Annotated in this window: 20 protein-coding genes and 1 tRNA gene; 7 read left to right on the top strand and 14 right to left on the bottom strand. The window is 73.6% G+C overall.

Translation table 11 applies throughout. From position 1 onward, the window contains the following. Positions 1-36: 36 nt before the first annotated feature. A complete protein-coding gene (locus ACFP6A_RS11840) occupies positions 37-615 on the bottom strand; it encodes a GNAT family N-acetyltransferase (RefSeq protein WP_379603782.1) in 579 nt (192 codons plus the stop codon). Between the two features lie 115 nt (positions 616-730). Here ACFP6A_RS11840 and ACFP6A_RS11835 point away from each other — a divergent pair, with 115 nt between their 5' ends. From ACFP6A_RS11835 to ACFP6A_RS11815, 5 genes are all read left to right on the top strand, one after another. Beyond that, positions 731-1,510, top strand: a complete 780-nt coding sequence (locus ACFP6A_RS11835; protein ID WP_379603780.1) for a DUF554 domain-containing protein — start codon at positions 731-733, stop codon at positions 1,508-1,510. Positions 1,511-1,970: 460 nt separating this feature from the next. Further along, the gene (locus ACFP6A_RS11830) at positions 1,971-3,314 is read left to right on the top strand and encodes a branched-chain amino acid ABC transporter permease (protein ID WP_379603778.1); all 1,344 of its coding nucleotides are present in this window, start codon (positions 1,971-1,973) and stop codon (positions 3,312-3,314) included. A gap of 38 nt (positions 3,315-3,352) precedes the next feature. Next, positions 3,353-4,345 (top strand): branched-chain amino acid ABC transporter permease, encoded by a 993-nt coding sequence (locus ACFP6A_RS11825; protein WP_379603776.1) that lies wholly within the window; start codon positions 3,353-3,355, stop codon positions 4,343-4,345. Continuing rightward, a complete protein-coding gene (locus ACFP6A_RS11820) occupies positions 4,335-5,282 on the top strand; it encodes an ABC transporter ATP-binding protein (RefSeq protein WP_379603774.1) in 948 nt (315 codons plus the stop codon). The genes ACFP6A_RS11825 and ACFP6A_RS11820 overlap by 11 nt, the downstream gene beginning before the upstream one ends. Before the next feature lie 23 nt (positions 5,283-5,305). Next, entirely contained in the window at positions 5,306-6,058 is a 753-nt protein-coding gene (locus ACFP6A_RS11815) for an ABC transporter ATP-binding protein (RefSeq protein ID WP_379603968.1), read from the top strand. Between the two features lie 73 nt (positions 6,059-6,131). On the opposite strand, the gene ACFP6A_RS11810 is transcribed toward ACFP6A_RS11815, so the two are convergent. Next, a complete protein-coding gene (locus ACFP6A_RS11810) occupies positions 6,132-7,439 on the bottom strand; it encodes an ABC transporter substrate-binding protein (RefSeq protein ID WP_379603772.1) in 1,308 nt (435 codons plus the stop codon). A 186-nt stretch (positions 7,440-7,625) separates the two neighbouring features. Beyond that, complete coding sequence (locus ACFP6A_RS11805) at positions 7,626-8,216, bottom strand: ANTAR domain-containing response regulator (protein ID WP_379603770.1); 591 nt, start codon at positions 8,214-8,216, stop codon at positions 7,626-7,628. A 43-nt stretch (positions 8,217-8,259) separates the two neighbouring features. Between ACFP6A_RS11805 and ACFP6A_RS11800 the strand changes: the two genes are divergently transcribed. After that, positions 8,260-8,343: transfer RNA gene (locus tag ACFP6A_RS11800), tRNA-Leu, on the top strand. A gap of 546 nt (positions 8,344-8,889) precedes the next feature. Here the strand turns inward: ACFP6A_RS11800 and pyk are convergent. From pyk to trpC, 7 genes are all read right to left on the bottom strand, one after another. Next, positions 8,890-10,335 carry a pyruvate kinase gene (gene pyk, locus ACFP6A_RS11795; RefSeq protein ID WP_379603768.1) on the bottom strand — a complete coding sequence of 482 codons (1,446 nt, stop codon included), beginning with the start codon at positions 10,333-10,335 and terminating at the stop codon, positions 8,890-8,892. Positions 10,336-10,358: 23 nt separating this feature from the next. Beyond that, a complete protein-coding gene (locus ACFP6A_RS11790) occupies positions 10,359-11,831 on the bottom strand; it encodes a glutamate synthase subunit beta (protein WP_379603767.1) in 1,473 nt (490 codons plus the stop codon). Continuing rightward, entirely contained in the window at positions 11,824-16,413 is a 4,590-nt protein-coding gene (gene gltB / locus ACFP6A_RS11785; RefSeq protein WP_379603765.1) for a glutamate synthase large subunit, read from the bottom strand. The genes ACFP6A_RS11790 and gltB overlap by 8 nt, the downstream gene beginning before the upstream one ends. A 173-nt stretch (positions 16,414-16,586) precedes the next feature. Further along, positions 16,587-17,456 (bottom strand): prolipoprotein diacylglyceryl transferase, encoded by an 870-nt coding sequence (gene lgt / locus ACFP6A_RS11780; RefSeq protein WP_379603763.1) that lies wholly within the window; start codon positions 17,454-17,456, stop codon positions 16,587-16,589. Continuing rightward, positions 17,450-18,271 (bottom strand): tryptophan synthase subunit alpha, encoded by an 822-nt coding sequence (gene trpA / locus ACFP6A_RS11775; protein WP_379603761.1) that lies wholly within the window; start codon positions 18,269-18,271, stop codon positions 17,450-17,452. Before trpA ends, lgt begins: the two co-directional genes overlap by 7 nt. Continuing rightward, positions 18,268-19,539 carry a tryptophan synthase subunit beta gene (gene trpB, locus ACFP6A_RS11770; protein ID WP_379603760.1) on the bottom strand — a complete coding sequence of 424 codons (1,272 nt, stop codon included), beginning with the start codon at positions 19,537-19,539 and terminating at the stop codon, positions 18,268-18,270. Before trpB ends, trpA begins: the two co-directional genes overlap by 4 nt. After that, the gene (gene trpC / locus ACFP6A_RS11765; protein WP_379603758.1) at positions 19,536-20,363 is read right to left on the bottom strand and encodes an indole-3-glycerol phosphate synthase TrpC; all 828 of its coding nucleotides are present in this window, start codon (positions 20,361-20,363) and stop codon (positions 19,536-19,538) included. Before trpC ends, trpB begins: the two co-directional genes overlap by 4 nt. A gap of 71 nt (positions 20,364-20,434) precedes the next feature. Here trpC and ACFP6A_RS11760 point away from each other — a divergent pair, with 71 nt between their 5' ends. Then, positions 20,435-21,016, top strand: a complete 582-nt coding sequence (locus ACFP6A_RS11760; protein WP_379603756.1) for a DUF4190 domain-containing protein — start codon at positions 20,435-20,437, stop codon at positions 21,014-21,016. A gap of 60 nt (positions 21,017-21,076) precedes the next feature. Here ACFP6A_RS11760 and ACFP6A_RS11755 read toward each other — a convergent pair whose 3' ends face one another. Genes ACFP6A_RS11755 through hisI form a run of 4 tightly spaced genes read right to left on the bottom strand, consistent with a single transcriptional unit; the run spans position 21,077 to position 24,052 of the window. Then, positions 21,077-21,367 (bottom strand): HGxxPAAW family protein, encoded by a 291-nt coding sequence (locus tag ACFP6A_RS11755; protein WP_379603754.1) that lies wholly within the window; start codon positions 21,365-21,367, stop codon positions 21,077-21,079. Between the two features lie 17 nt (positions 21,368-21,384). Next, a complete protein-coding gene (locus ACFP6A_RS11750; RefSeq protein WP_379603752.1) occupies positions 21,385-22,017 on the bottom strand; it encodes a Trp biosynthesis-associated membrane protein in 633 nt (210 codons plus the stop codon). Next, the gene (locus ACFP6A_RS11745; RefSeq protein WP_379603751.1) at positions 22,014-23,627 is read right to left on the bottom strand and encodes an anthranilate synthase component I; all 1,614 of its coding nucleotides are present in this window, start codon (positions 23,625-23,627) and stop codon (positions 22,014-22,016) included. The genes ACFP6A_RS11750 and ACFP6A_RS11745 overlap by 4 nt, the downstream gene beginning before the upstream one ends. Further along, positions 23,624-24,052, bottom strand: a complete 429-nt coding sequence (hisI, locus tag ACFP6A_RS11740) for a phosphoribosyl-AMP cyclohydrolase (RefSeq protein WP_379603749.1) — start codon at positions 24,050-24,052, stop codon at positions 23,624-23,626. The genes ACFP6A_RS11745 and hisI overlap by 4 nt, the downstream gene beginning before the upstream one ends. Positions 24,053-24,068: the final 16 nt, after the last annotated feature.

The raw sequence follows: 24,068 nt of genomic DNA, 5'->3' as shown, positions 1-24,068 counted from the left end.
CACCCGCCTGACCCGCGCCCGCCTGACCGGGACCACTCAGCCGGCGGCGGCCGTCACCGGGCGCTGCGCGGCCTCCCGTCGGCGACGGGCCAGGACGAGCTCAGCACCCGTGCGGCGGCGGCCGACGCCCTCCCCGGCGAGGCGCCGGCGCAGCGTCGCCAGCGGCACCACCCGCTGGACGGCGAGCGGGGTGAACCCGAGCCGGGCGAGGAAGCGCTGGGCGTCCCGGGCGCCGGGAGGGGTCGAGCAGACGATGTCGCCGGCGCCGAAGTGCTCGGCGGCGTTCGCGGCGACGGCGAGCAGCTGGCGGGCCACCCCGCGCCGACGCCAGCGCGGGTCGACGTAGAGCTGGTCGACGTGCACGGCCTCCTGGCCGGTGAGGGGAACCGTCTCTCCCAGCCGCAGCACGACGACGCCCACCGGGTCGCCGCCGCAGCGGGCGAGGTACACCGAGACGTCGGGCCGGCTCAGCGCCGAGCGCATCCGGGACCGGTACGCCGCGGAGTCCTCCCGCGACGGCTGCTGGTCCTGGTCCCGGGCCTGCCGGACCAGGGTGAGCAGCAGGTCGACGTCCTCGGGGACGGCTCGACCGACCTCCACGGTGCTGCGGGGCATGTCCTCGCCTCCTCCTCCTCCAGCGCGCCCCTAGGATGCCCGGCGCCGACCCCGGAGGGTACGTCGGCCCCTGCCCCGGACGGAAGAGCCGCCCGGCGCGACGACGGAGGTGACCGTGATCGGGCTCGGCACCGTGATCAACGTGGCGGCCGTGCTCGTCGGGTCCACCCTCGGCCTGCTCCTCGGCCACCGGCTGCCGCAGCAGACCCGGGACGTCGTCACCGACGGCCTCGGCCTGGTCACGCTGCTCGTCGCCGCGCTGAACGCGGCCGCGGTCCTGGACGCCGGGCTCGCCGCCCAGGTCGGCGACTCCGCCCCTGTGCTCATCGTGCTCGGGGCTGTCCTCATCGGCGGCATCGTCGGCTCGCTGGTCCGCGTCGAGGACCGGTTGCGGGCACTTGGGGCCGTTCTGCAGCGCCGGTTCGGGGGTCGGCCCCGCGCGGCCGGCGGCCACCTCCCCGGCGACGCCGACACCGCCGAGCGCCGGGAGCGGTTCGTCCAGGGCTTCCTCACCGCGTCGCTGCTGTTCGTCGTCGGTCCGCTGACCATCCTCGGCTCGCTGTCCGACGGCCTCGGGCTCGGGATCGACCAGCTGGCGCTGAAGTCCGTCCTCGACGGCTTCGCCTCGGTGGCGTTCGCGGCGTCCCTCGGCGTCGGGGTGATGGCCTCGGCGCTCACCGTCGCCGTCGTCCAGGGCGGGCTGACCCTCGTCGGCTTCCTGCTCGGCGACGTCCTGCCGGACGCGCACGTCTCGGCCCTCACCGCGACGGGGGGCCTGCTGCTGGTCGGCGTCGCGATCCGGCTGCTGCGACTGCGTGACGTGCCGGTCGGCGACCTGCTGCCGGCGCTGCTCGTCGCCCCGCTGCTCGTCGAGGTCGTCGCCCGAGCGGGGTGACCCGGTCGACAGTCGACAGTCGCCGGTCGACAGTCGCCGGTCGGCGGTCGGCGGTCGGCGGTCGGCGGCGTGGCCCTGCTCGCAGAATGCTGGCTTCGCCCCCGCCTGGCCGGCGTGTCGCGCCGCCAACCCAGCACTCTGTGAGTACGGCGCGTCGTGCAGGGTGGCGGGATTGCATGATCACGAAGGGGGTGAGCGATGGGGTGGGTGAGGGGGTTACGGGGCAAGTCGGTCAACACGGTGTTTCGGCGGCGGGCTCTGTGTCCGCGTCTGTGTAACGAGACGGTGACAGTCAGGTCCTGACGTCACGTTCACCGCGTCGACACCCTTCCGCAGCGTCGCAGTGTGGCTATGCTCACGCCCGCCCCTGCGGGGTCCGTCGACCGAGCAGAGTCGGCCTCGGCGTCTCGCACCACCGACCGGAGGTACCGGAGTGCACCACGCCCTCCACCGATCCGCCGTGCTCCGGCTCCGCCTGCTCGTCACGGCCCTGATCGGCCTGGCCGTCGCCGTCGGGACGCTGCTGGCGGGGACGGCGACCGCGTCCGCAGCCGCCCCCGAACCCTCGGCCGGCGCCCCCACCCACCTCGCCGCCGGTACCGGGGACGGCGACGGGGAGCTGATCCGGGTCCGCGTCCGGACCGAGGACGGCGAGGACCTCGCCGGCGTCGACGTCCGGGTCGAGCAGGAGGGCGCCGAGATCGGGGCCGGCACCACCGACGACTCGGGGATCGCGGAGATCCCGGTGCCGGAGGCCGGCGACTACGAGGTGTTTGTCGACGAGGAGTCCCTCGCTACGGTGGCCGAGGGCCTGGCACCACGCCAGAACCCGATCGCCACGACCGTCAACGTCGGCAGTCCCCGCACGGTGGCCTTCCGGGTCGGCGAGGGCGGGGAGGCCACGGCGGCGGCCGGCGGCGACCAGCTGCAACGGGTCGCCCAGCTCACCGTCAGCGGGCTGCGGTTCGGCCTCATCATCGCCCTGGCCGCGATCGGGCTGTCGCTCATCTTCGGCACCACGGGGCTGACGAACTTCGCCCACGGCGAGCTCGTCACCTTCGGGGCGCTCACCGCCTACTTCTTCAACGCGGTGCTGGGCATCCACCTCATCTGGGCCACGGTGCTCACCGTGATCGCCGCCGGGATCTTCGGGTACCTCAACGACCGGCTGCTGTGGGGCCCGCTGCGCAACCGCGGCACCGGACTGATCGCCATGATGATCGTGTCCATCGGCCTGGCGATCCTGCTGCGCTACTTCTTCCTCTACCTGGCCGGCGGGCAGACGAAGAGCTACACCGACTACCGGGGCCAGGCCGGTGTCGCGTTCGGCCCGGTGACCCTGCGGCCGATCGACTGGATCAGCATGGGGATCGCGCTCGTCGTCATCATCGCCGTCGGCGTGGCACTGCTGCGCACCCGGCTGGGCAAGGCCACCCGCGCCGTCGCGGACAACCCGGCACTGGCCGCCTCCTCGGGCATCGACGTCGACCGGGTCATCCGGACCGTGTGGGTGGGTGGCACGGCCCTGGCCGGGCTGTCCGGCGTCCTGCTCGGGCTCGCCCAGCAGGTCAGCTTCATGATGGGCCTGCAGATCCTGCTGCTCGTCTTCGCCGCCGTCGTCCTCGGCGGGCTCGGCACCGCGTTCGGCGCCCTGTTCGGGGCGATCATCGTCGGGGTGTTCATCGAGGTGAGCACCCTGGTCATCCCGACCGAGCTGAAGAACGTGGGCGCCCTCGCCGTCCTCATCCTCGTCCTGCTGTTCCGGCCCCAGGGCATCCTGGGCCGGGCCGAGCGAGTCGGCTGAGCGGGCTCAGCAGGCGCTGCGAAAGGGAGTCCTGAACCGTGGACTGGGCAAACATCCTCACCAACGCCGCCCGCTCGATGATCGGGCTGGAGACGATCATCTACGGACTGGCCGCGATCGGCCTCAACGTGCACTTCGGCTACGCCGGGCTGCTGAACTTCGGGCAGGCCGCGTTCGTGGCGCTCGGCGCCTACGGCCTGGCGATCACGGTCACCATCGTGGGGCTGCCGTTCTGGCTGGGGCTCGTCGTGGGCCTCGTCGCGGCCGCGATCCTGGCCCTGCTGCTCGGTATCCCGACGCTGCGGCTGCGGGCGGACTACCTGGCGATCGCGACCATCGCCACCGCCGAGATCGTGCGCATCACGGTCCGCTCGAGCAGCCTGCGTGAGTACACCGGTGGCTCCACCGGGCTGACCGGGTTCTCCGACGGCTTCTACGACCTCAACCCGCTGTCCCCGGGCACCTACGGGTTCGGGCCGTGGCGGTTCAGTGAGCGGCTCAGCTGGATCCTCATCGTCGGCTGGGCACTGGTGGTCATCAGCTCCCTCGTGGTGTGGGCGCTCATGCGCAGCCCGTGGGGACGCGTCCTCAAGGGCATCCGGGAGGACGAGGACGCGGTGCGCAGCCTCGGCAAGAACGTCTTCGCCTACAAGCTCCAGGCGCTCGTCATCGGCGGCATCATCGGCGCCCTCGCCGGGTTCGTCTTCGCCCTCGGCCGGGCCGCCGTGCAACCGGACCTGTACGGCACCGAGTTCACGTTCTTCGCCTACACGGTGCTGCTGCTCGGTGGTGCCGCCCGCGTGCTCGGGCCGATCGTCGGCGCCGCCATCTTCTGGGTGGTGCTGTCGCTGACCGACAACATCCTCAACCAGGCCGTCTCGGCCGGGTACATCCCCAGTGTGATCATGACCGGTACCCAGGTGGGCCAGGTCCGGTTCATGCTCGTGGGGCTGGCGCTCATGCTGCTCATGATCTTCCGCCCGCAGGGGATCTTCGGCGACAAGAGGGAGCTCGCGATCGATGCCCGCTGACCAGACGACGTCCCGCAAGGAGGCCGCGACCCGGGCCCTGGCCGACGTGCCTCGGGTCCCCGGCGCGCCCAAGCCGGACCCGATCCTCGTCGCCGACCACGTCCTGCGCGCCTTCGGCGGGCTCACCGCCGTGGACGTCGAGCACGTCGAGATCCAGCGCGGCGCCATCACCGCCCTCATCGGGCCGAACGGGGCGGGCAAGACGACGTTCTTCAACCTGCTCACCGGCTTCGACCGGCCGAACCGCGGGGACTGGACGTTCAACGGGCGCAAGCTCGCCGGCGTCCCGGCTCACAAGGTGGCCCGGGGCGGGATGGTCCGCACCTTCCAGCTGACCAAGGCGCTGTCCCGGCTGACCGTGATGGAGAACATGCGCCTCGGCGCCACCGGCCAGAGCGGCGAGCGGCTGTGGGCGGCGATGTTCGCCCCGCTGTGGCGCTCCCAGGAGGAGTCGATCACCCGGCGGGCCGAGGAGATCCTTGCCCGGTTCAGCCTGGACACCAAGCGCGACGACTTCGCCGGGAGCCTGTCCGGCGGTCAGCGCAAGCTCCTGGAGATGGCCCGGGCGCTGATGAGCGACCCCGAGATGGTCATGCTGGACGAGCCGATGGCCGGAGTGAACCCGGCTCTCACCCAGTCCCTGCTCGGTCACGTCAAGGACCTGCGCGAGCAGGGCATGACCGTGCTCTTCGTCGAGCACGACATGGACATGGTCCGGGACATCTCCGACTGGGTGATCGTCATGGCCCAGGGCACGGTGGTCGCCGAGGGCCCGCCGGACGCCGTGATGTCCGACCAGGCCGTCATCGACGCCTACCTCGGCAGCCACCACGACGCCCCCCTCACCGAGGAGGAGGAGCAGCAGGTGCTGGCCGAGGCGGAGGCGAGGATCGAGGCAGCCCGCACCGACCGCACGAACCGTCAGGAGCAGCCGTGAGCGCACCCCAGGACAGCACCTCCGTGGACCGCAGCGAGCACCTCGCCGCCGCGCAGGGCGCACTGCTGCGCGCCGACGACCTCGTCGCCGGGTACCTGCCGGGCGTCAACATCCTCAACGGCGCGGACCTGTACTGCCGCGAGGGCGAGCTCGTCGGCGTCATCGGGCCCAACGGCGCCGGCAAGTCGACGCTGCTCAAGGCGCTGTTCGGGCTGGTGAAGATCGGCTCGGGCACGGTGACCCTGCGCGGCGAGGACATCACGAACCTCAAGGCGAACAAGCTCGTCGCCAAGGGCGTCGGCTTCGTCCCGCAGACGAACAACGTGTTCCCCTCGCTGACCATCCAGGAGAACCTCGAGATGGGCCTGTACCAGAAGCCGAAGCGGTTCAAGGAGCGCTTCGACTTCGTCACCTCGTTGTTCCCCACCCTGGGCGACCGACGCAACCAGCGTGCCGGGTCACTGTCCGGCGGCGAGCGGCAGATGGTCGCGATGAGCCGGGCCCTGATGATGGAGCCGTCCGTGCTGCTGCTCGACGAGCCGTCCGCCGGCCTGTCCCCGATCATGCAGGACGAGGTCTTCATCCGCACCAAGCAGATCAACCGGGCCGGTGTCTCGATCGTCATGGTGGAGCAGAACGCCCGGCGCTGCCTGCAGATCGCCGACCGCGGCTACGTGATGGACCAGGGCCGCAACGCCTACACCGGCACCGGGCAGGACCTCGCCAACGACCCGAAGGTGATCGAGCTGTACCTCGGCACCCTCGCCACGGCCTGACGGCTGCAGACGCGGGAGGGGCCCGGCCGACCGGCCGGGCCCCTCCTCGTCGTGCGGACGACGTCAGCTCGGGTCAGATCTGCCCGAACCGGAAGTCGATCGCGCTGTAGGTGTTGTCCTCCGCGTACTCGTAGATGCCGATGGTGGCCTCGGTCGGGTCACCGTTCTCGTCGAACTCGATCGGGCCGCTGACACCGTCGTAGTCGATGTCCTCGCCGGCCTCGAGCAGCTCCGCGCACTCCGCGAACGTGGTGCACTTCTCGCCGCCGCTGGTGACGTCCACCATCTTGCTGGCGATGGACGGGCCGCTGTCGTCACCGGCCGCGATCGCCGCGAGCGCGGTGATGATCGTGGCGTCGTAGGACTCCGGCCCGTAGCTGAACACGGTGAGCGTGGAGTCCACCTCGAGCAGCCGGTTGCGGAACTCGTCGGTGACCTCGGCCCCGGGCAGGGTGCCCTTGACCCCGGTCAGCGTGCCGGGGTCGAAGTCGTTGCTGTAGTCGGCGGTGTTGCCGTCGACGAGGTACAGCGGGACGTCCTGCGGCCCGATCCCCTGGGCGATGAGCTCGGGGACGATCTTCTTCGTCTCGTCGAAGCCGACGAGCACGATCGCCTCGGGGTTCGCCGCCGCCATCTGGCCCACCTCGGCGGAGAAGTTCGCCGCCTGCGGGTTGTAGATGATCTTGTCGACGACGGTGCCGCCGCCGTCCTGGACCGACATCTCGATGTTGTCGGCCAGACCAGTGCCGTACGGGTCGTCGAGGGCCATGATGCCGACGTCGAGGTACCCGTCCTCGATGAGCAGCTCGCCCATCACCCGGCCCTGGAGCACGTCGGAGGGCGCGGTGCGGAAGTAGAGGTTGTCGTCGTCGTAGGTGGTGAAGTCCGGGGAGGTGTTCGCCGGCGAGATCTGCAGGACACCGGCACCGGTGATCCGGTCGATGACGGTGAAGGACACCCCGGACGACGCGGCGCCGACGATGACGTCGACGTCCTGGCTGAGCAGCCGCTCGACGGACTGCGAGGCGATGTCCGTCGAGGTGTCGCCGGAGTCCGAGTCGAACTTCTGCACGTCCTGGCCGAGGACGCCGCCGGCCTCGTTGATCTCCTGGACGGCGAGCTCGACGCCGGCGAACTCCGGTGGGCCGAGGAACGAGAGGTTTCCCGTCTGCGGGAGCAGCGTGCCGATGGTGAGGGTGCCGTCACCGCTGGCCGCCGGGGCGTCCGTCTCGGCGGACGTCTCGGTCTCGGTGGTGTCGCCGGTCGGGGTGGCGGTCGTGTCGTCGGCCGGCTCGTCGCCGTTACCGCCGCAGGCGGCCAGCGTCAGACTGGCCACGCCCAGCACCGCAGCGGTGCGCCAGGCGCGCGAGGGTCGGATCATGGAGCGTCTCCTTAGAAGCACGGGGAACCCACGGGGGCCCCGGACCGATGTCGGTGGTCGGAACCTAGTCCAGCGGCCCCTCCGTGGGGACCCCTGCCACGTGTTCGAGGTCACGTCGTTGTCGACTCGTGACCTGGGCCGGCCCGAGTGTCCGATTTCGGGAGCCAGTGGCCCCCGTTCAGGTCGTCAGTCCGCCATCTGGGCCAGCACCGCGTCGGCGACCTCCCGCATGCTGAGCCGGCGGTCCATCGACGCCTTCTGGATCCACCGGAACGCCTCCGGCTCGCTCAGGCCGGTCCGGCGCATGAGCACGCCCTTGGCCCGCTCCACCTGCTTGCGGGTCTCGAACCGCTCGGCGAGGTCGGCCACCTCCCGCTCCAGGGCGCGGATCTCGGCGTAGCGACTCAGCGCGATCTCCACCGCCGGCAGCAGGTCGGCCGCCGAGAACGGCTTGACGACGTAGGCCATCGCCCCGGCGTCGCGAGCCCGTTCGACGAGCTCCTGCTGGGAGAAGGCGGTGAGCAGCACGACGGGAGCGACCCCGGCCCGGCCGATCCGCTCGGCCGCGGTGATCCCGTCCAGGCCGGGCATCTTGACGTCCAGGACGACGAGATCGGGGCGCAGCTCCTCGGCCAGCTGCACCGCAGCCTCCCCGTCACCGGCCTCACCGACGACGTCGAAGCCGGCCTCCCGCAGGATCTCCACGACGTCGAGCCGGATGATCGCCTCGTCCTCGGCGACGACGACCCGGCGGCGGACGGTCTCGGGCTGGGCCACGGCCGGTAGCCTAGTGAGTCGCCGGCCCGTCGCGGGCCGGTGGGCCGGGTTAGCCGAATTGGCATAGGCAGCGCACTCAAAATGCGCCGTCCGCGAGGACATGCGGGTTCGAGTCCCGCACCCGGCACGAGCCCGCCCACGGTACGAGCACCCCCCGGTTGGTACGAGAACCTCCGGTTGGTACGAGAAAACCCTGCTCGTGATCATGCAATCCCGCCACCCTGGGCTGGGCACCCCGCGCCCTGTCACCCCTCGGTGATCATGCAATCCCGCCACCCACCCGGTCGCCCAGTGTTGCCAACCGCTCCTCGCACCCAGGGTGGCGCACACCCGCAGAGTGCTGGGTTGGTGGCGCGACACGCCGACAAAGCTGTGCGGAACTCAGCATTGTGTGGTGGAGGCCCATGACCCGACGCGGGCTGCCAGGACTGCCAGAGCTGCCAGGGCGCCTACGGCGCATTGTCATGCTCCGGGGTGGCCCACCAAGGCCATGAGGCGTTCATGCAATCCCGCCACCTGCTCGGGGTGGCGGGATTGCATGATCACCGACAAGGGGGTGTCAGAGGGTGGCGGGATTGCATGATCACCGACAAGAGGGTGGGTGGCGGGATTGCATGATCACCGAGAGGGGCGGAGCGAGGACGACGACGGGGACGGTGGTGGCAGCCGCCGGTCACGCCTCCCGGTAGGCCGGTGCCACGCCGTCCACGGCCGCGCCCATCCGGTGGATCCGCATCGCGTTCGTCGACCCCGGCACGCCGGGCGGGGAGCCGGCGACGATGACGACGGACTCCCCGCGCTCGAGCCGGCCGATCGACAGCAGCGCCTGGTCGACCTGGCGGACCATCTCGTCGGTGTGCCGCACGGGCGGGACGAGGAACGTCTCGATCCCCCACGTCAGCGCGAGCTGGGAACGAACCGCCGGCTCCGGGGTGAACGCCAGCACCGGGATCCGTGAGCGCAACCGGGACATCCGGCGCGCGGAGTCCCCGGACTGCGTGAACGTCACCAGGTAGCGGACGTCGAGCAGCTCGCCGACCTCCCGGGCGGCCCAGGTCACGGCACCGCCGGTGGTGTGCGGCCGGGTGCCCAGCGGCACGATCCGCTCCAGGCCGTGCTCCTCGGTGTTCTCGATGATGCGGGCCATCGTGCGCACCGCCTCGACGGGGTAGCGGCCCACGCTGGTCTCCCCCGACAGCATGAGCGCGTCGGCGCCGTCGAGCACGGCGTTGGCGCAGTCCGACGCCTCCGCCCGGGTCGGCCGTGGGCTGCTGATCATGGACTCGAGCATCTGGGTGGCGACGATGACCGGCTTGGCGTTGCGCCGGGCGAGCTCGACGGCCCGCTTCTGCACGAGCGGCACCTGCTCGAGCGGCAGCTCGACGCCGAGGTCACCGCGGGCGACCATGATCCCGTCGAAGGCAGCGACGATCTCGGCGAGGTTGTCCACCGCCTGCGGCTTCTCGATCTTCGCCAGGACCGGGACGAACACCCCCTCCTCGGTCATGATCCGGCGCACGTCCTCGACGTCCTCGGCCCGCCGGACGAAGGACAGCGCGACCATGTCGACGCCGCGCCGCAGCGCCCAGCGCAGGTCCTGCGCGTCCTTGTCCGACAGCGCCGGCACGCTGACCGCGACGCCGGGCAGGTTGATGCCCTTGTTGTTCGAGACCGGGCCGGGCACCTCCACCTCGGTGACGACGCGGGGCCCGTCGACGGCGGTGACCCGCAGGGCGACCCGGCCGTCGTCGACGAGGACGGCGTCCCCGGGAGCGACGTCCCCGGACAGCCCGCGGTAGGTGGTGGAGACGACCTCGGGGGTGCCGACGACGTCCTCGGTGGTGATCGTGAAGGTGTCCCCGGCGGCGAGCTCGTGCGGGCCGTCGGCGAACCGCCCGAGCCGGATCTTCGGGCCCTGGAGGTCGGCCAGGATGCCCACCGCCCGGCCCGTCTCGTCGCTGGCCCGGCGCACGTTGAGGTACGAGCGCTCGTGGTCGGCGTAGTCCCCGTGGCTGAGGTTGAGCCGGGCGAAGTCCATCCCGGCCTCGACCAGGGCACGGACCTGCTCGGGGCTGGAGGTGGCAGGGCCCAGCGTGCAGACGATCTTGGCGCGGCGCATGCCCCAACCCTAGGCCCGGTCGGTCACACGCTCAGCGGGCGGTCCGTCGGCCGGACCGGTGCCGGCAGCTGCGAGGGCCGGCCGGTGAGCCAGGTGTCGACGGCGGCGGCACAGGCGCGCCCCTCGGCGATCGCCCAGACGATGAGCGACTGCCCGCGACCGGCGTCGCCGGCCACGAAGACCCCTGGCCGGGTGGACGCGAAGGACTCGTCGCGCCGGATCGCGCCGCGCTCGTCGAGCTCGACGCCGAGCTGGTCGAGCAGTCCGGAGCGCTCCGGGCCGGTGAAGCCCAGGGCGAGCAGGACCAGCTGGGCGGGGATCTCCCGCTCCGTGCCTGGTACGGGCTCGAACCCGCCGGCGCCCCGGCGGACCTCCACCAGTCGCAGCGCCCCGACCGCCCCGGTGCCGTCGTCGACGAGCTCGGTGGTGGACACGGCGTACTCCCGCCGGCCGCCCTCCTCGTGGGCGCTGGAGACCCGGAACGTCATCGGGTAGGTGGGCCACGGCTGGTCCGCTGGGCGCTCCTGCGGCGGACGCGGCATGATCTCCAGCTGGGTCACCGAGCGGGCACCCTGGCGCAGGGCGGTGCCGAGGCAGTCTGCGCCGGTGTCGCCGCCGCCGATGATGACGACGTCCTTGCCCGCCGCCGACACGAGGTCCGGGGGGTCCTCGCCGAGCGCGGCGCGGTTGGCCGGCGGCAGGTACTCCATCGCCTGCAGCACCCCGGTGAGGTCCCGGCCGGGGACCGGCAGGTCCCGGCGGGCGGTCGCCCCCACCGCCAGGACGACGGCGTCGTAGCGGTCGAGCAGCTGCCGTCCGCTGAGGTCACCGGGGGCGTCGCCGCCGACGACGACACCGGTGCGGAACCGGGTGCCCTCGGCCAGCATCTGGTCGATCCGGCGGTCGAGGTGCCGCTTCTCCATCTTGAACTCGGGGATGCCGTACCTCAGCAGCCCGCCGACGCGGTCGGCCCGCTCCAGGACGACGACGGTGTGTCCGGCGCGGGTGAGCTGCTGGGCGGCGGCCAGGCCCGCCGGACCCGACCCGACGACGGCGACCGTCCGCCCGGACAGCCGCTCGGGGGGCTGGGGCTGCACCCAGCCGCGTTCCCACGCGGTGTCGGCGATCGACACCTCGACCTGCTTGATGGTGACCGGCGGCTGGTTGATCCCCAGCACGCAGGCGGTCTCGCACGGCGCGGGGCACAGCCGGCCGGTGAACTCCGGGAAGTTGTTCGTCGCGTGCAGCCGCTCGACGGCCTCCCGGTCGTCGCCGCGCCAGGTCAGGTCGTTCCACTCCGGGATGAGGTTCCCCAGCGGGCAGCCGTGGTGGCAGAACGGGATGCCGCAGTCCATGCACCGGCCGGCCTGACGACGCAGCTGCTCCTCGGGCTGCTCGCTCTGCACCTCGCGCCAGTCCCGGATGCGCACCGGGACCGGCCGGCGGGGCGGCAGCTCGCGCTCGCGCCAGGTCAGGAAGCCTCGGGGGTCAGCCACGGGTGTCCTCCAGGATCCGGGACCAGGCGACGTCGCCGTCGGGGTCGAGTCCCTCGGCGGCGGCGGCCGCGCGGACGGCGCGGACGCGGGCGTACTCGCGCGGGAGCACGCGGGTGAACCGGCCGCGGCAGCCGGGGAGGTCCGCGAGCAGCCGGGCGGCGACCGGGGAGCCGGTCTCCTCGTGGTGACGGCGCAGCAGGTCCTCGACGACGGCGAGGTCGTCGTCGTCGAGCGGGTCGAGCAGCAGCTCGCCCGCCGCGAGCGCCTGCGGGTTGACCCGGCCCGGGTCGAGGTCGAGCACGTAGGCGGTGCCGCCGGACATCCCGGCGCCGACGTTGCGGCCGGTGGGGCCGAGCACGAGCACGGTGCCGCCGGTCATGTACTCGCAGGCGTGGTCGCCGACCCCCTCGACGACCGCGGTGGCGCCGGAGTTCCGGACGCAGAACCGCTCGCCGACGACCCCGCGCAGGAAGAGCTCCCCGGAGGTGGCCCCGTACCCGATGACGTTGCCCGCCACCGTGTTGCGCTCGGCCGGGTACGGCGCTGCCGGGTCCGGCCGGACGACGACCCGGCCGCCGGACAGGCCCTTGCCGACGTAGTCGTTGGCGTCCCCCTCGAGCCGCAGGGTGATCCCCCGGGGCAGGAACGCCCCGAGCGACTGCCCGGCCGAGCCGCGCAGGGTGACCTGGATCGTGCCGTCCGCCAGGCCGTCGGGCCCGTACCGGCGGGTCACCTCGTGGCCGAGCATGGTGCCGACCGTCCGGTTGACGTTGCGCACCGGCAGGTCGATCCGCACCGGCTCGGCGCGTTCCAGGGCGTCGGCGGCCAGGGCGATGAGCTGGTTGTCCAGCGCCTTGGCCAGGCCGTGGTCCTGGGGCACGGTCTGGCGCAGCGGGGTGCCCTCGGGCAGGTCGGGCAGGTGCAGCACCGGGGCGAGGTCGAGGCCGGCCGCCTTCCAGTGCTCGACGGCGGCGCGGGTGTCGAGCAGGTCCACCCGGCCGATCGCCTCGTCGAGGCTGCGCAGCCCGAGCGCGGCGAGGTGCTCGCGGACCTCCTGGGCGAGGTACTCGAAGAACGTCTCGACGAACTCCGGCCGGCCGCTGAACCGGGCCCGCAGCTCGGGGTTCTGGGTCGCGATCCCGACCGGGCAGGTGTCGAGGTGGCAGACGCGCATCATGACGCAGCCGCTGACGACGAGGGGGGCGCTGGCGAAGCCGTACTCCTCGGCGCCGAGCAGGGCGGCGATGAGCACGTCCCGACCGGTCTTGAGCTGACCGTCGACCTGGACGACGATCCGGTCCCGCAGGCCGTTGAGCAGCAGCGTCTGCTGGGTCTCGGCCAGACCCAGCTCCCACGGCGCCCCGGCGTGCTTGAGGGAGGTGAGCGGGCTCGCCCCGGTGCCGCCGTCGTGCCCGCTGATCAGGACGACGTCCGCGTGCGCCTTGCTGACCCCGGCCGCGACGGTGCCCACGCCGACCTCTGAGACGAGCTTGACGTGCACCCGGGCGGCGGGGTTGGCGTTCTTGAGGTCGTGGATGAGCTGGGCCAGGTCCTCGATGGAGTAGATGTCGTGGTGCGGCGGCGGGGAGATGAGCCCGACCCCCGGCGTGGAGTGCCGGGTGCGGGCGATCCACGGGTACACCTTCGGCCCGGGCAGCTGGCCGCCCTCCCCCGGCTTGGCGCCCTGCGCCATCTTGATCTGGAGGTCGTCGGCGTAGGTGAGGTAGGCGCTGGTCACGCCGAACCGGCCGGAGGCGACCTGCTTGACGGCCGACCGGCGGGCCGGGTCGAGCAGCCGCTCGACGTCCTCGCCGCCCTCGCCGGTGTTGGACCGGCCGCCGAGCCGGTTCATCGCGACGGCGAGGGTCTCGTGCGCCTCGGCGGACACGGACCCGTAGCTCATCGCGCCGGTGGAGAAGCGCCGGACGATCGAGGACACCGGCTCGACCTCCTCGACCGGCACGGGCTCGCGGCCGGTGACGGGCTGGAGCAGCCCGCGCAGGGTCATCAGCCGGCGGGACTGGTCGTCGACCCGGCGGGTGTAGGCGCGAAAGACGTCGTAGCGCCGGGCGCGGGTGGCGTGCTGGAGCCGGAACACCGTCTCCGGGTCGAACAGGTGCGGCTCGCCCTCGCGGCGCCACTGGTACTCCCCGCCGACCTCGAGGGTGCGGTGCGCGGTGCTCACGCCGCTGACCGGGTAGGCGGTGGCGTGCCGCCGGCGGACCTCCTCGGCGAGGACGTCGAGGCCGACGCCGCCAAGCCGGCTGGTCGTCCCGGTGAAGTACCGGTCGACCACCTCGGGCCCCAGTCCGATGGCCTCGAACAGCTGGGCGCCGCGGTAGGAGGCCACCGTCGACACCCCCATCTTGCTCATCACCTTGAGCACACCCTTGCCGAGTGCTCGCAGGAGGTTGCGGACCGCCTGCTCGGGGGCGACGTCGCCGAGCCGGCCGCTGCGGGCCAGGTCCTCGACGGACTCCATCGCCAGGTACGGGTTGACCGCCCCGGCGCCGTACCCGACCAGGAGCGCCACGTGGTGCACCTCGCGGACGTCCCCGGCCTCGACGAGCAGGCCCACCTGGGTACGGGTGCGCTCCCGGATGAGGTGGTGGTGGACGGCGCCGGTGAGCAGCAGCGACGGGATCGGCGCCCACTGCGCGTCGGAGTCGCGGTCGGACAGGACGACGAACCGGACGCCGTCCGCGATCGCCGCGGAGACCTCGGCGCAGATCTCGTCCAGCCGGCGGGCGAGGCCGGCGGCGCCCTCGTGCACCGGGTACAGGCCCCGCACGGTCAGCGTCGCGTAGCCGGGCAGGTCGCCCTCGCGGTTCATGTGGACGATCTTGGCGAGGTCGTCGTTGTCGATGACCGGGAACGGCAGCACGAGCTGACGGCAGTGCGCCGGTCCCGCGGCCAGGAGGTTGTGCTGCGGGCCCAGCACGGTGCCCAGCGAGGTGACGAGCTCCTCGCGGATCGCGTCCAGCGGGGGGTTGGTGACCTGGGCGAACAGCTGGGTGAAGTAGTCGAACAGCAGCCGGGGCCGTTCGCTCAGCACGGCGACCGGGGTGTCGGTACCCATCGACCCGATCGGCTCGGCGCCGGTGGCGGCCATCGGCCGCAGCAGGACGCGCAGCTCCTCCTGGGTGTACCCGAAGGTCTGCTGGCGGCGGGTGACCGAGGAGTGCGTGTGCGCGACGTGCTCACGCTCGGGCAGGTCCTCGAGCCGGATCACCCCGGCGTGCAGCCACTCGTCGTACGGGTGCTGGGCGGCCAGCTCGGCCTTGACCTCGTCGTCGTCGACGATGCGCCCGTGCGCGGTGTCGACGAGGAACATCCGGCCCGGCTGCAGCCGGCCGCGGCGCACCACCCGGGCGGGGTCGAGGTCCAGGACGCCGGTCTCGGAGGCCAGCACGACCAGGCCGTCGTCGGTGACGACGTACCGGGCCGGGCGCAGGCCGTTGCGGTCCAGGACCGCGCCGATGACGGTGCCGTCGGTGAACGCCACGGCGGCCGGGCCGTCCCACGGCTCCATGACCATCGAGTGGAACTCGTAGAAGGCCCGGCGGGCGGGGTCCATCTGCTCGTGGTTCTCCCAGGCCTCGGGGATCATCATGAGGACGGCGTGCGGCAGCGACCGCCCGCCGAGGTGCAGCAGCTCGAGCACCTCGTCGAAGGTCGCGGAGTCGCTCGCCCCCGGGGTGCACACCGGGGCGAGGTCGGCGAGGTCGCCGGGGATCACGTCGCTGGCCAGGCTCGACTCCCGGGCCCGCATCCAGTTGCGGTTGCCGGTGACGGTGTTGATCTCACCGTTGTGGGCGATGAACCGGTACGGGTGCGCCAGCGGCCACGACGGGAACGTGTTCGTAGAGAACCGCGAGTGCACGAGCGCCAGCTCGGTGACGTAGCGCCGGTCGGACAGGTCGGGGAAGAACGGCTCGAGCTGGGTGGTCGTCAGCATGCCCTTGTAGACCAGGGTCCGGCAGGACAGCGAGGGCAGGTACACGCCGAGCTCGCGCTCGGCCCGCTTGCGCAGCCGGAACGCCATCCGGTCCAGCGCGATCCCCTGCACCGGCAGCCGGCGGGCGGCCACGAACACCTGGCGGAACCGGGGCATGCACGCGCGGGCGGCGGCGCCGACGAGGTCGGCGGCCACCGGGAGGTCGCGCCACCCGATCACCCGCAGGTCCTCCTGGTCGGCCAGCCGCTCGATCCCCGCCACCGCGGCGGCGGCCTCGGCGTCGTCGTCCGGCAGGAAGGCGGTGCCGACCGCGTAGGTGCCGCGCGCCGGCAGGTCCAGGCCGCTCACCTCGCGCAGGAACGCGTCGGGGACCTGGGTGAGGATGCCCGCGCCGTCACCGGTGTCCGCCTCGGCACCGACGGCACCCCGGTGGTCGAGGTTGCGCAGCGCGGTGAGGGCGTGCTCGACGACGTCGTGCCCGGCCTCGCCGCGCAGGGTGGCGACGAAGGCCACCCCGCAAGCGTCCCGCTCGGCGACCGGGTCGTACAGGCCCTGGGCCTGCGGGACGGCGGAGAACCGCCGGACCGGGGATCGGGTCGGGTCGTCGTGCACCGAGAGGTCCATCAGCACCGTCCTGACGGGGACGCCGGCGAGGGCTGGAACAGCACGGTCGACGTCCGGTTTGGCGGGGAGCCGGCCGGCTCCCGAGAGGGGTGGGGACGTCGCTGGCCCCGTTACTTGGCGAGGACTTTACATCACAAGCCCGTGGTCGGGTACCACCACGCGGGCAAATCGTCTCAGGATGCGGACGCCTCGTCAGCGGGTGCCGCGACGGCGTCCCGGCGGACCGCCTCCGGCCCGTCCGGCCCGCGGGCGCCGTGGCGGCGCCGGCTCACGACGAAGCCGACGACGCCGACGAGGCCGACCAGCACCGACGTCCAGATGTTGAGCCGCAGGCCGAGCACCTGCTCGGCGGGGTCGATCCGCAGCGCCTCGATCCACACCCGCCCCAGGGTGTAGAGGACGACGTAGCCCCAGAACACCTGGCCGTGCCCGAGCCGGTACCTGCGGTCCAGCCAGATGAGCAGCAGGGCTGCGGCGACGTTCCACACCATCTCGTACAGGAACGTCGGGTGGAAGGTGGCGACCTGCTCGTAGCCGGCCGGCCGGTGCTCGGGGTCGATCTCCAGCCCCCAGGGCAGGTCGGTGGGCCGGCCGAACAGCTCCTGGTTGAACCAGTTACCGAGCCGGCCGACGGCCTGGGCGAGCAGGATGCCGGGGGCGACCGCGTCCGCCAGCGGCGCCAGCCGGACGCCGGCCTGGCGGGCGCCGATCGCGGCCCCGACGGCCCCCAGGGCGACCGCCCCCCAGATGCCGAGGCCGCCCTCCCAGATCCGGATGATCCGGGCGGGGTCGCCGTCCGGACCGAAGTAGGCGTCCGGGCTGGACACCACGTGGTAGAGCCGGCCGCCGACGACCCCGAACGGGACCGCCCACACGGCGATGTCGGCGACCGTGCCGGGCTCGCCGCCGCGGGCCACCCAGCGACGCTCACCGAGCCAGACGGCGACGACGATGCCGGCGATGATGGCCAGGGCGTACGCGCGGATCGGCACCGGGCCGAGGTACCAGACCGCCTCCGGCGGGCTGGGGATGCCGGTCAGCACGGGATCTCCTTTCCAGCCCGGCGGCGCACACCGGCGGACAGGTCGACGGCGAGGTCGGCGACGGCGTCCGGTCCGCCGTCGGCGAGCCGGGTGACGAGGGCGGAGCCGACGATGACGCCGTCGGCGAACGCGGCGACCTCGGCCGCCTGGTCGGCGGTGGACACCCCGAGCCCGACGCAGACCCGCTGCGCCCCGGCGGCGCGGGTGTCCGCGACGAGCCGGGCAGCGGCGGTCCCGACCGCGGCCCGGGCGCCGGTGACGCCCATCGTCGAGGCGGCGTAGACGAACCCGCGGCTGGCGGCCGCAGTGATGCGCAGCCGCTGCGGGCTCGAGGACGGCGCGACGAGGAACACCCGGTCCAGGTCGTGGGCGTCCGCGGCGGCGACCCACTCCGCCGCCTCCTCCGGGACGAGGTCCGGGGTGATCAGCCCGGCGCCGCCGGCCGCGGCGAGGTCACGGGCGAACGCCTCGACGCCGTACCGGAGCACCGGGTTCCAGTAGCTCATCACGAGCACCGGCGCCCCGGTGCCGGCGACCTGCTCGACCGCGGAGAGCACGTCGCGGGTGCGGGTGCCGCCACGCAGTGCGGCGTCGGCGGCCTGCTGGATCACCGGGCCGTCCATCACCGGGTCGGAGTACGGCAGGCCCAGCTCGACGACGTCCACACCGGCAGCCACCATCGCCCGGGCGGCGGTCACGGAGGTGGCCAGGTCGGGGAAGCCGACCGGGAGGTAGCCGATGAGAGCGGCGCGGCCGGCGCCGGTGGCGGCGTCGATGGCGGGCCCGCTGCGGCGCCCGCCGCCGTCCGCGCTCACCAGCCGCTCCCCTCGCCGTGCTCGGCCGGGTCCCCGGCCCGGGCCACCTCGGACTGGACGAGGTCGGCGTCGCTGACCAGGCCGAACCAGCGGGCCGCGGTGTCGACGTCCTTGTCGCCGCGGCCGGAGAGGTTGACCAGGACGACGCCGTCCGGGCCGAGCTCGCGGCCGACGCGCAGCGCTCCGGCCAGGGCGTGCGCGCTCTCGATCGCCGGGATGATCCCCTCGGTGCGGCACAGCAGCTGGAAGGCCTCCATCGCCTCGGCGTCGGTGACCGCCTCGTAGCTGGCGCGTCCGGTGTCCGCGAGCCAGGCGTGCTCGGGTCCGACGCCGGGGTAGTCGAGCCCGGCGGAGACGGAGTGGCTCTCGACGGTCTGCCCGTCCTCGTCCTGGAGCAGGTACGAGCGAGCGCCGTGCAGGACGCCGACCTGGTGGGCGGTGATGCTCGCGGCGTGCCGCCCGGTGTCGACGCCGTCGCCACCGGCCTCGTAGCCGATCAGCCGGACGCCGGGGTCGTCGAGGAAGGCGTGGAAGATGCCGATCGCGTTCGACCCGCCGCCGACGCAGGCGGCCACGACGTCCGGGAGCCGGCCGACGAGGTCGAGCACCTGGGCGCGGGCCTCGACGCCGATGATTCGGTGGAAGTCGCGGACCATCACCGGGAAGGGGTGGGGCCCGGCGACGGTGCCCAGCAGGTAGTGGGTGTCCTCGACGTTCGTCACCCAGTCCCGCAGGGCCTCGTTGATGGCGTCCTTGAGGGTCCGTGAACCGGTCGTCACCGGGACGACCTGCGCGCCGAGCAATCGCATCCGGGCCACGTTGAGCGCCTGGCGGCGGGTGTCCTCCTCGCCCATGTAGACGACGCACTCCAGGCCGAGCAGGGCGGCGGCGGTGGCCGAGGCGACCCCGTGCTGGCCGGCGCCGGTCTCGGCGATGATCCGCGGCTTGCCCATCCGCCGGGTCAGCAGCGCCTGACCGAGCACGTTGTTGATCTTGTGTGAGCCGGTGTGGTTGAGGTCCTCCCGCTTGAGCAGGATCCGGGCGCCGCCGGCATGCTCGGCGAACCGGGGCACCTCGGTGAGGATGCTCGGGCGCCCGGTGTAGGTGCGGTGCAGCCGGTCGAGCTCGGCGGTGAACGCCGGGTCGGCGACGGCCTCGGCGTAGGCCTGCTCGAGGTCGGCCAGCGGGCCGATGAGCGCCTCGGGGACGAACCGGCCGCCGAACTGGCCGAAGTACGGTCCGCGCTCGCCGGACAGCCCGGCGCTCACCGCCGCGCCGTCCGCAGCGCGGGGTGGGCGCCCGCGGCGACGAGGTCGGCGACGGCCTCGCGCGGGTCACCGCCGGTGACGAGGCACTCCCCGACGAGGACGGCGTGGGCGCCGGCCCGGGCGTACTCCAGGACGTCGTGCGGGCCCCGGACGCCGGACTCGGCCACCTTGACGACGTCGTCCGGGACGAGGTCGGCGAGCCGGCCGAACGTCGACCGGTCGACCTCCAGGGTGCGCAGGTCGCGGGCGTTAACGCCGATGACCCGGGCGCCGGCGTCGAGGGCACGCCGCACCTCGTGCGCGTCGTGCACCTCGACCAGGGCGGTCATGCCGAGTGAGTGCACGCGCTCGACGAGGGACACCAGCGTGGGCTGGTCGAGGGCCGCGACGATGAGCAGGACGAGGTCCGCGCCGTGGGCCCGGGCCTCCCACACCTGGTAGGGGGTGACGACGAAGTCCTTGCGCAGCACCGGCACGTCGACCGCGGCCCGCACGTCGGTGAGGTCCTGCAGGGTGCCGCCGAACCGTCGCCGCTCGGTGAGCACGGAGATCACCGAGGCGCCGCCGGCCTCGTAGTCCCGGGCCAGCCCCGCCGGGTCGCCGATGGCGGCCAGCGCACCCTTGCTCGGACTGGACCGCTTGACCTCGGCGATGACCGCGACCCGCCCGGCGCCGTCGTCGTCCACCGGCCGCAGGGCTGCCACGGCGTCCCGGGCCTCCGGGGCGCGGCGGGCGAGCTCCTTGAGCCGGTCGAGGTCGACGGCCCGCTCGCGGTCGGCGAGGTCCTCCCGGACGCCGGCGATGATGTCGTCGAGGACGGTCACGGCACCGATGCTAGACGCCGTCACCGCGTCGTTCCCGGCCGCCCGGGGCCCTCGGCGGCTAGCGTGGGGGGATGAGCACCCCGAACGGTCCGCAGCCGGACGGCCAGCAGCCGGACAACCCGCAGCCGTACCGGCCGCCACCGGACCAGCCCGCGCCGGACCAGCCGCCGCAGTACCAGCCGGGCCAGTACGGGGGGCCGCAGTACGGCCAGCCGCAGTACGGGGCGCCCCCGCAGTACGGCCAGTCGCAGTACGGCCAGCAGTACCCGCCGGGCCCGGGCGGCTACACCGGGTCAGGACCGGGACCGAGCAACGGCACCGGCGTGGCCGCGCTCGTGCTCGGGATCCTGGCCCTGCTCGGGTTCTGGATCCCGTTCGCGAACGTGGTGGCGATGGTGCTCGCGGTCGTCGGCATCGTCCTGGGCGTCGTCGGCCGCGGCAAGGCCCGCCGCGGCGAGGCGACCAACGGCGGGGTCGCCCTGACCGGCATCGTCCTGTCGGCGATCGCGCTGGTCCTGTCGATCGTGGTGACCGTCGTGGCGCTGACGTTCTTCCAGTCCGACACCTGGCAGGGCATCGCGGACTGCGCCGACCCGAGCCTCAGCAGCGAGGAGCAGCAGGCCTGCATCGAGGACCGGCTCGGCAACCCCTGACGGTCCCGCCCCTGACGCTCCGGCCTCTGGCAGTCCGGCCTGTGGCAGTGCGCACGGAGGTCAGCGCACGCCGCCGCCCTCGTCGCGCCCGCCGGCGCCGAAGCCCATCGCCGAGAGGACCTTGCCGAGCACCGCGCCGATGACGGTGACGACCACACCGCCGACGAACCAGCCCACCGACGTCCCGACGACGGCGAAGGACATCACCGCGAACCCGACGAGCATGACGGCCACCGCGACCCACGCGGCCAGGCTGTGGCCGTGGCCGCCGTGCCCGCCGCCGGCGGGCTTGTCCTGGTGGCTGCTGAGCGTGGTCTGCCGGCGAAGGGGAGACTGTGGGTCCGTCGTCATGACTGGCATTGTGTCAGTCAGGTCGGGTCCTCGCCGCGGGTGAGGGCGTCCCAGTCGTCGACCGGCTCGCCGCTCCGCTCGTCCGGTGCCGTCCGCTCGGGCGACTCGCTGGACTGGGCCGGCTGGGCCGCCTGGGCCGGCTGGGCCCGCTGGGCCGGCTCGTAGCGGCGTCCCCCGCCCCACCCGCGGCCGGCGACGGCCGCCACCGCTCCGAGGACGGCGAGCAGGGCCCCGAGGACGGCCGCGACGGCGGGCCAGGCCGTCACGGTGACCTGCTCGGCGGCCAGTGGTACCCCGGCCGTCCGGGTGGCGACGGCCGCGGAGGCCAGGGCGACCGGGTCGTTCGCCGCGGCGAGGGCTGCGGCGGAAGCGGCCACCCCGCCGGCGCCGAGCGCCACCGCGGCCGCGACCCGGCCGACGCGCCCGGCGATGCTCAGGCCGGCGGCGGCGGCGAGCGCGACCACCGCGACTGCGGGCACCGTCGGAGCGGCCTGCGTCCCGGGGACCGCGACCGAGGGCGTGCCGGCCAGCAGACCGGTGAGGTCGGCGTGCAGCCAGGGGCGGCCGGCGGCGAGCAGCAGGGCGAGGGCGAGCAGGGCGGCGAGCAGGACGACGCGGCCCCGGGTCAGCGTCCGGACCGGCGCGCTCACCGGGGGTCCCCGGGGGCGCCGACCGCGGCGCCGCGCGGCCGGGCGACCGGCATCGCCATCGGTTCGGGCAGCGGCGCGGGCGGCGCCATCGTCGCCGCCCGGGCGACCGCGGCCAGCACGGCGGCGGCCTTGTGCCGGCACTCGGCCTCCTCGAGCTCGGGTACCGAGTCCGCGACCACGCCGGCCCCGGCCTGGACGTGGGCGACGCCGTGGCGGATCACCGCGGTGCGGATCGCGATGGCGAGGTCGACGTCGCCGGCCAGGTCGAGGTAGCCGACGACCCCGCCGTAGACGCCACGTCGCACCGGCTCGAGCTGCTCGATGAGCTGCATCGCCCGCGGCTTCGGCGCCCCGGACAGCGTCCCGGCGGGGAACGCGGCCCGCAGCACGTCGACCGCCGAGCACCCGGGCTCCAGCCGCGCGGTCACCGTGGACACCAGGTGCATGACGTGGCTGTACCGCTCCACCGACATGAAGTCGACGACGTCGACGCTGCCCGGCTGGCCGACCCGGGACAGGTCGTTGCGGGCGAGGTCGACGAGCATGAGGTGCTCGGCGCGCTCCTTGGCGTCGCCGAGCAGGTCCTCGGCCAGCCGGGCGTCCTCCTCCGGGTGCTCGCCGCGGGGCCGGGTACCGGCGATGGGGTGGGCCAGCAGCTGGCCGCCGGTGACCTTGACGAGTGCCTCGGGGCTGGAGCCCACGACGTCGAACGCCTCGCCGTCGGCGGTGCGTCCCCGGTAGAGGTACATGTACGGGCTGGGGTTGGACGCCCGCAGGCAGCGGTAGACGTCGAGGGCGTCGGCCGGGCAGTCGACGTCGAACCGCTGGGAGACGACGACCTGGAAGGCCTCGCCGTCCCGGATCGCCTGCTGGGCGGTGCGGACGGCGGCCAGGTAGTCCTCCCGGGAGGTCCGCCGTCGCGGCCGCGGCTCGGCGGCCTGGTCGTACCCGGTGACCGTCGAGGGGGCCGGTTCGGCGAGCCGGCGGGTCATCGCCTGCAGCCGGGTGACGGCGTCCTGCCAGGCCTCGTCGACGCGTTCGTCCGTGTCGTCGTGGTTGACCGCGTTGGCGACGAGCAGCACGGTGCCGTCGGCGTGGTCGAGCACTGCGACGTCGGTGGCCAGCGACATGCACAGGTCGGGCAGGCCGAGCTCGTCCGGGGCGTCGTCCCCGATCCGCTCCCAGTGCCGCACGGCGTCGTAGGCGACGGCGCCGACCATCCCGCCGGTCAGCGGCGGCAGGCCGGCCAGCCGCGGGGTCGCGAGGGCCTCGAGGGTGCCGGCGAGAGCGTCGAGGACGGGTCCGTCGACGGGGACGCCGACCGGTGGTTCGCCGAGCCACACCGCCTGCCCGTCCCGGGCGGTGAGCACCGCCCCGGCCCGCACGCCGACGATCGAGTACCGCGACCACACCCCGCCGTGCTCGGCGGACTCCAGCAGGAACGTGCCGGGGCCGTCCGCGGCCAGCTTGCGGTACAGGCCGACCGGGGTCTCGGCGTCGGCGAGCAGCCGGCGCACGACCGGGATCACCCGCCGGTCGGTGGCCAGCTCGCGGAACGTGGGCAGGTCCGGCCACACCTGGCCCAGTGGGACGTCGCCCGGCCCGGTCACCGGTCGCCTCCGGCGGCGTCGTCCAGGCCGGTGTCGGCACCGGCCGCGTCGTCGGCGCCGGAGGCGTCGAGACGCCGGCCGTCGAAGCAGCTGCGGGTGCCGGTGTGGCAGGCCGCGCCGATCTGCTCGACCTGCACGAGGACGGCGTCCCCGTCGCAGTCCAGGTGCACCGAGCGCACGTGCTGGACGGCACCGGAGGTGTCGCCTTTGCGCCAGTACTGCTGGCGGCTGCGGCTCCAGAACCAGGTCCGACCGGTGGTCAGGGTGCGGTGCAGGGCCTCGTCGTCCATCCACGCGACCATGAGCACCTCGCCGGTGTCGTGCTGCTGGACGACGGCGCAGACCAGGCCGTCCGGGGTGCGCCGCAGACGTGCCGCGACCGCGGGGTCCAGGTCGGAGGGGGGTGCCGGGCTCACGGCGGTCATCCTCCCACCGCGGGCG

It is taken from the genome of Quadrisphaera sp. GCM10027208, from assembly GCF_042658805.1.
Taxonomy (GTDB): domain Bacteria; phylum Actinomycetota; class Actinomycetes; order Actinomycetales; family SCSIO-59966; genus SCSIO-59966.
Note: the sequence above shows the minus strand (reverse complement) of the source record. Positions and strands in the feature narration are given on the sequence as shown.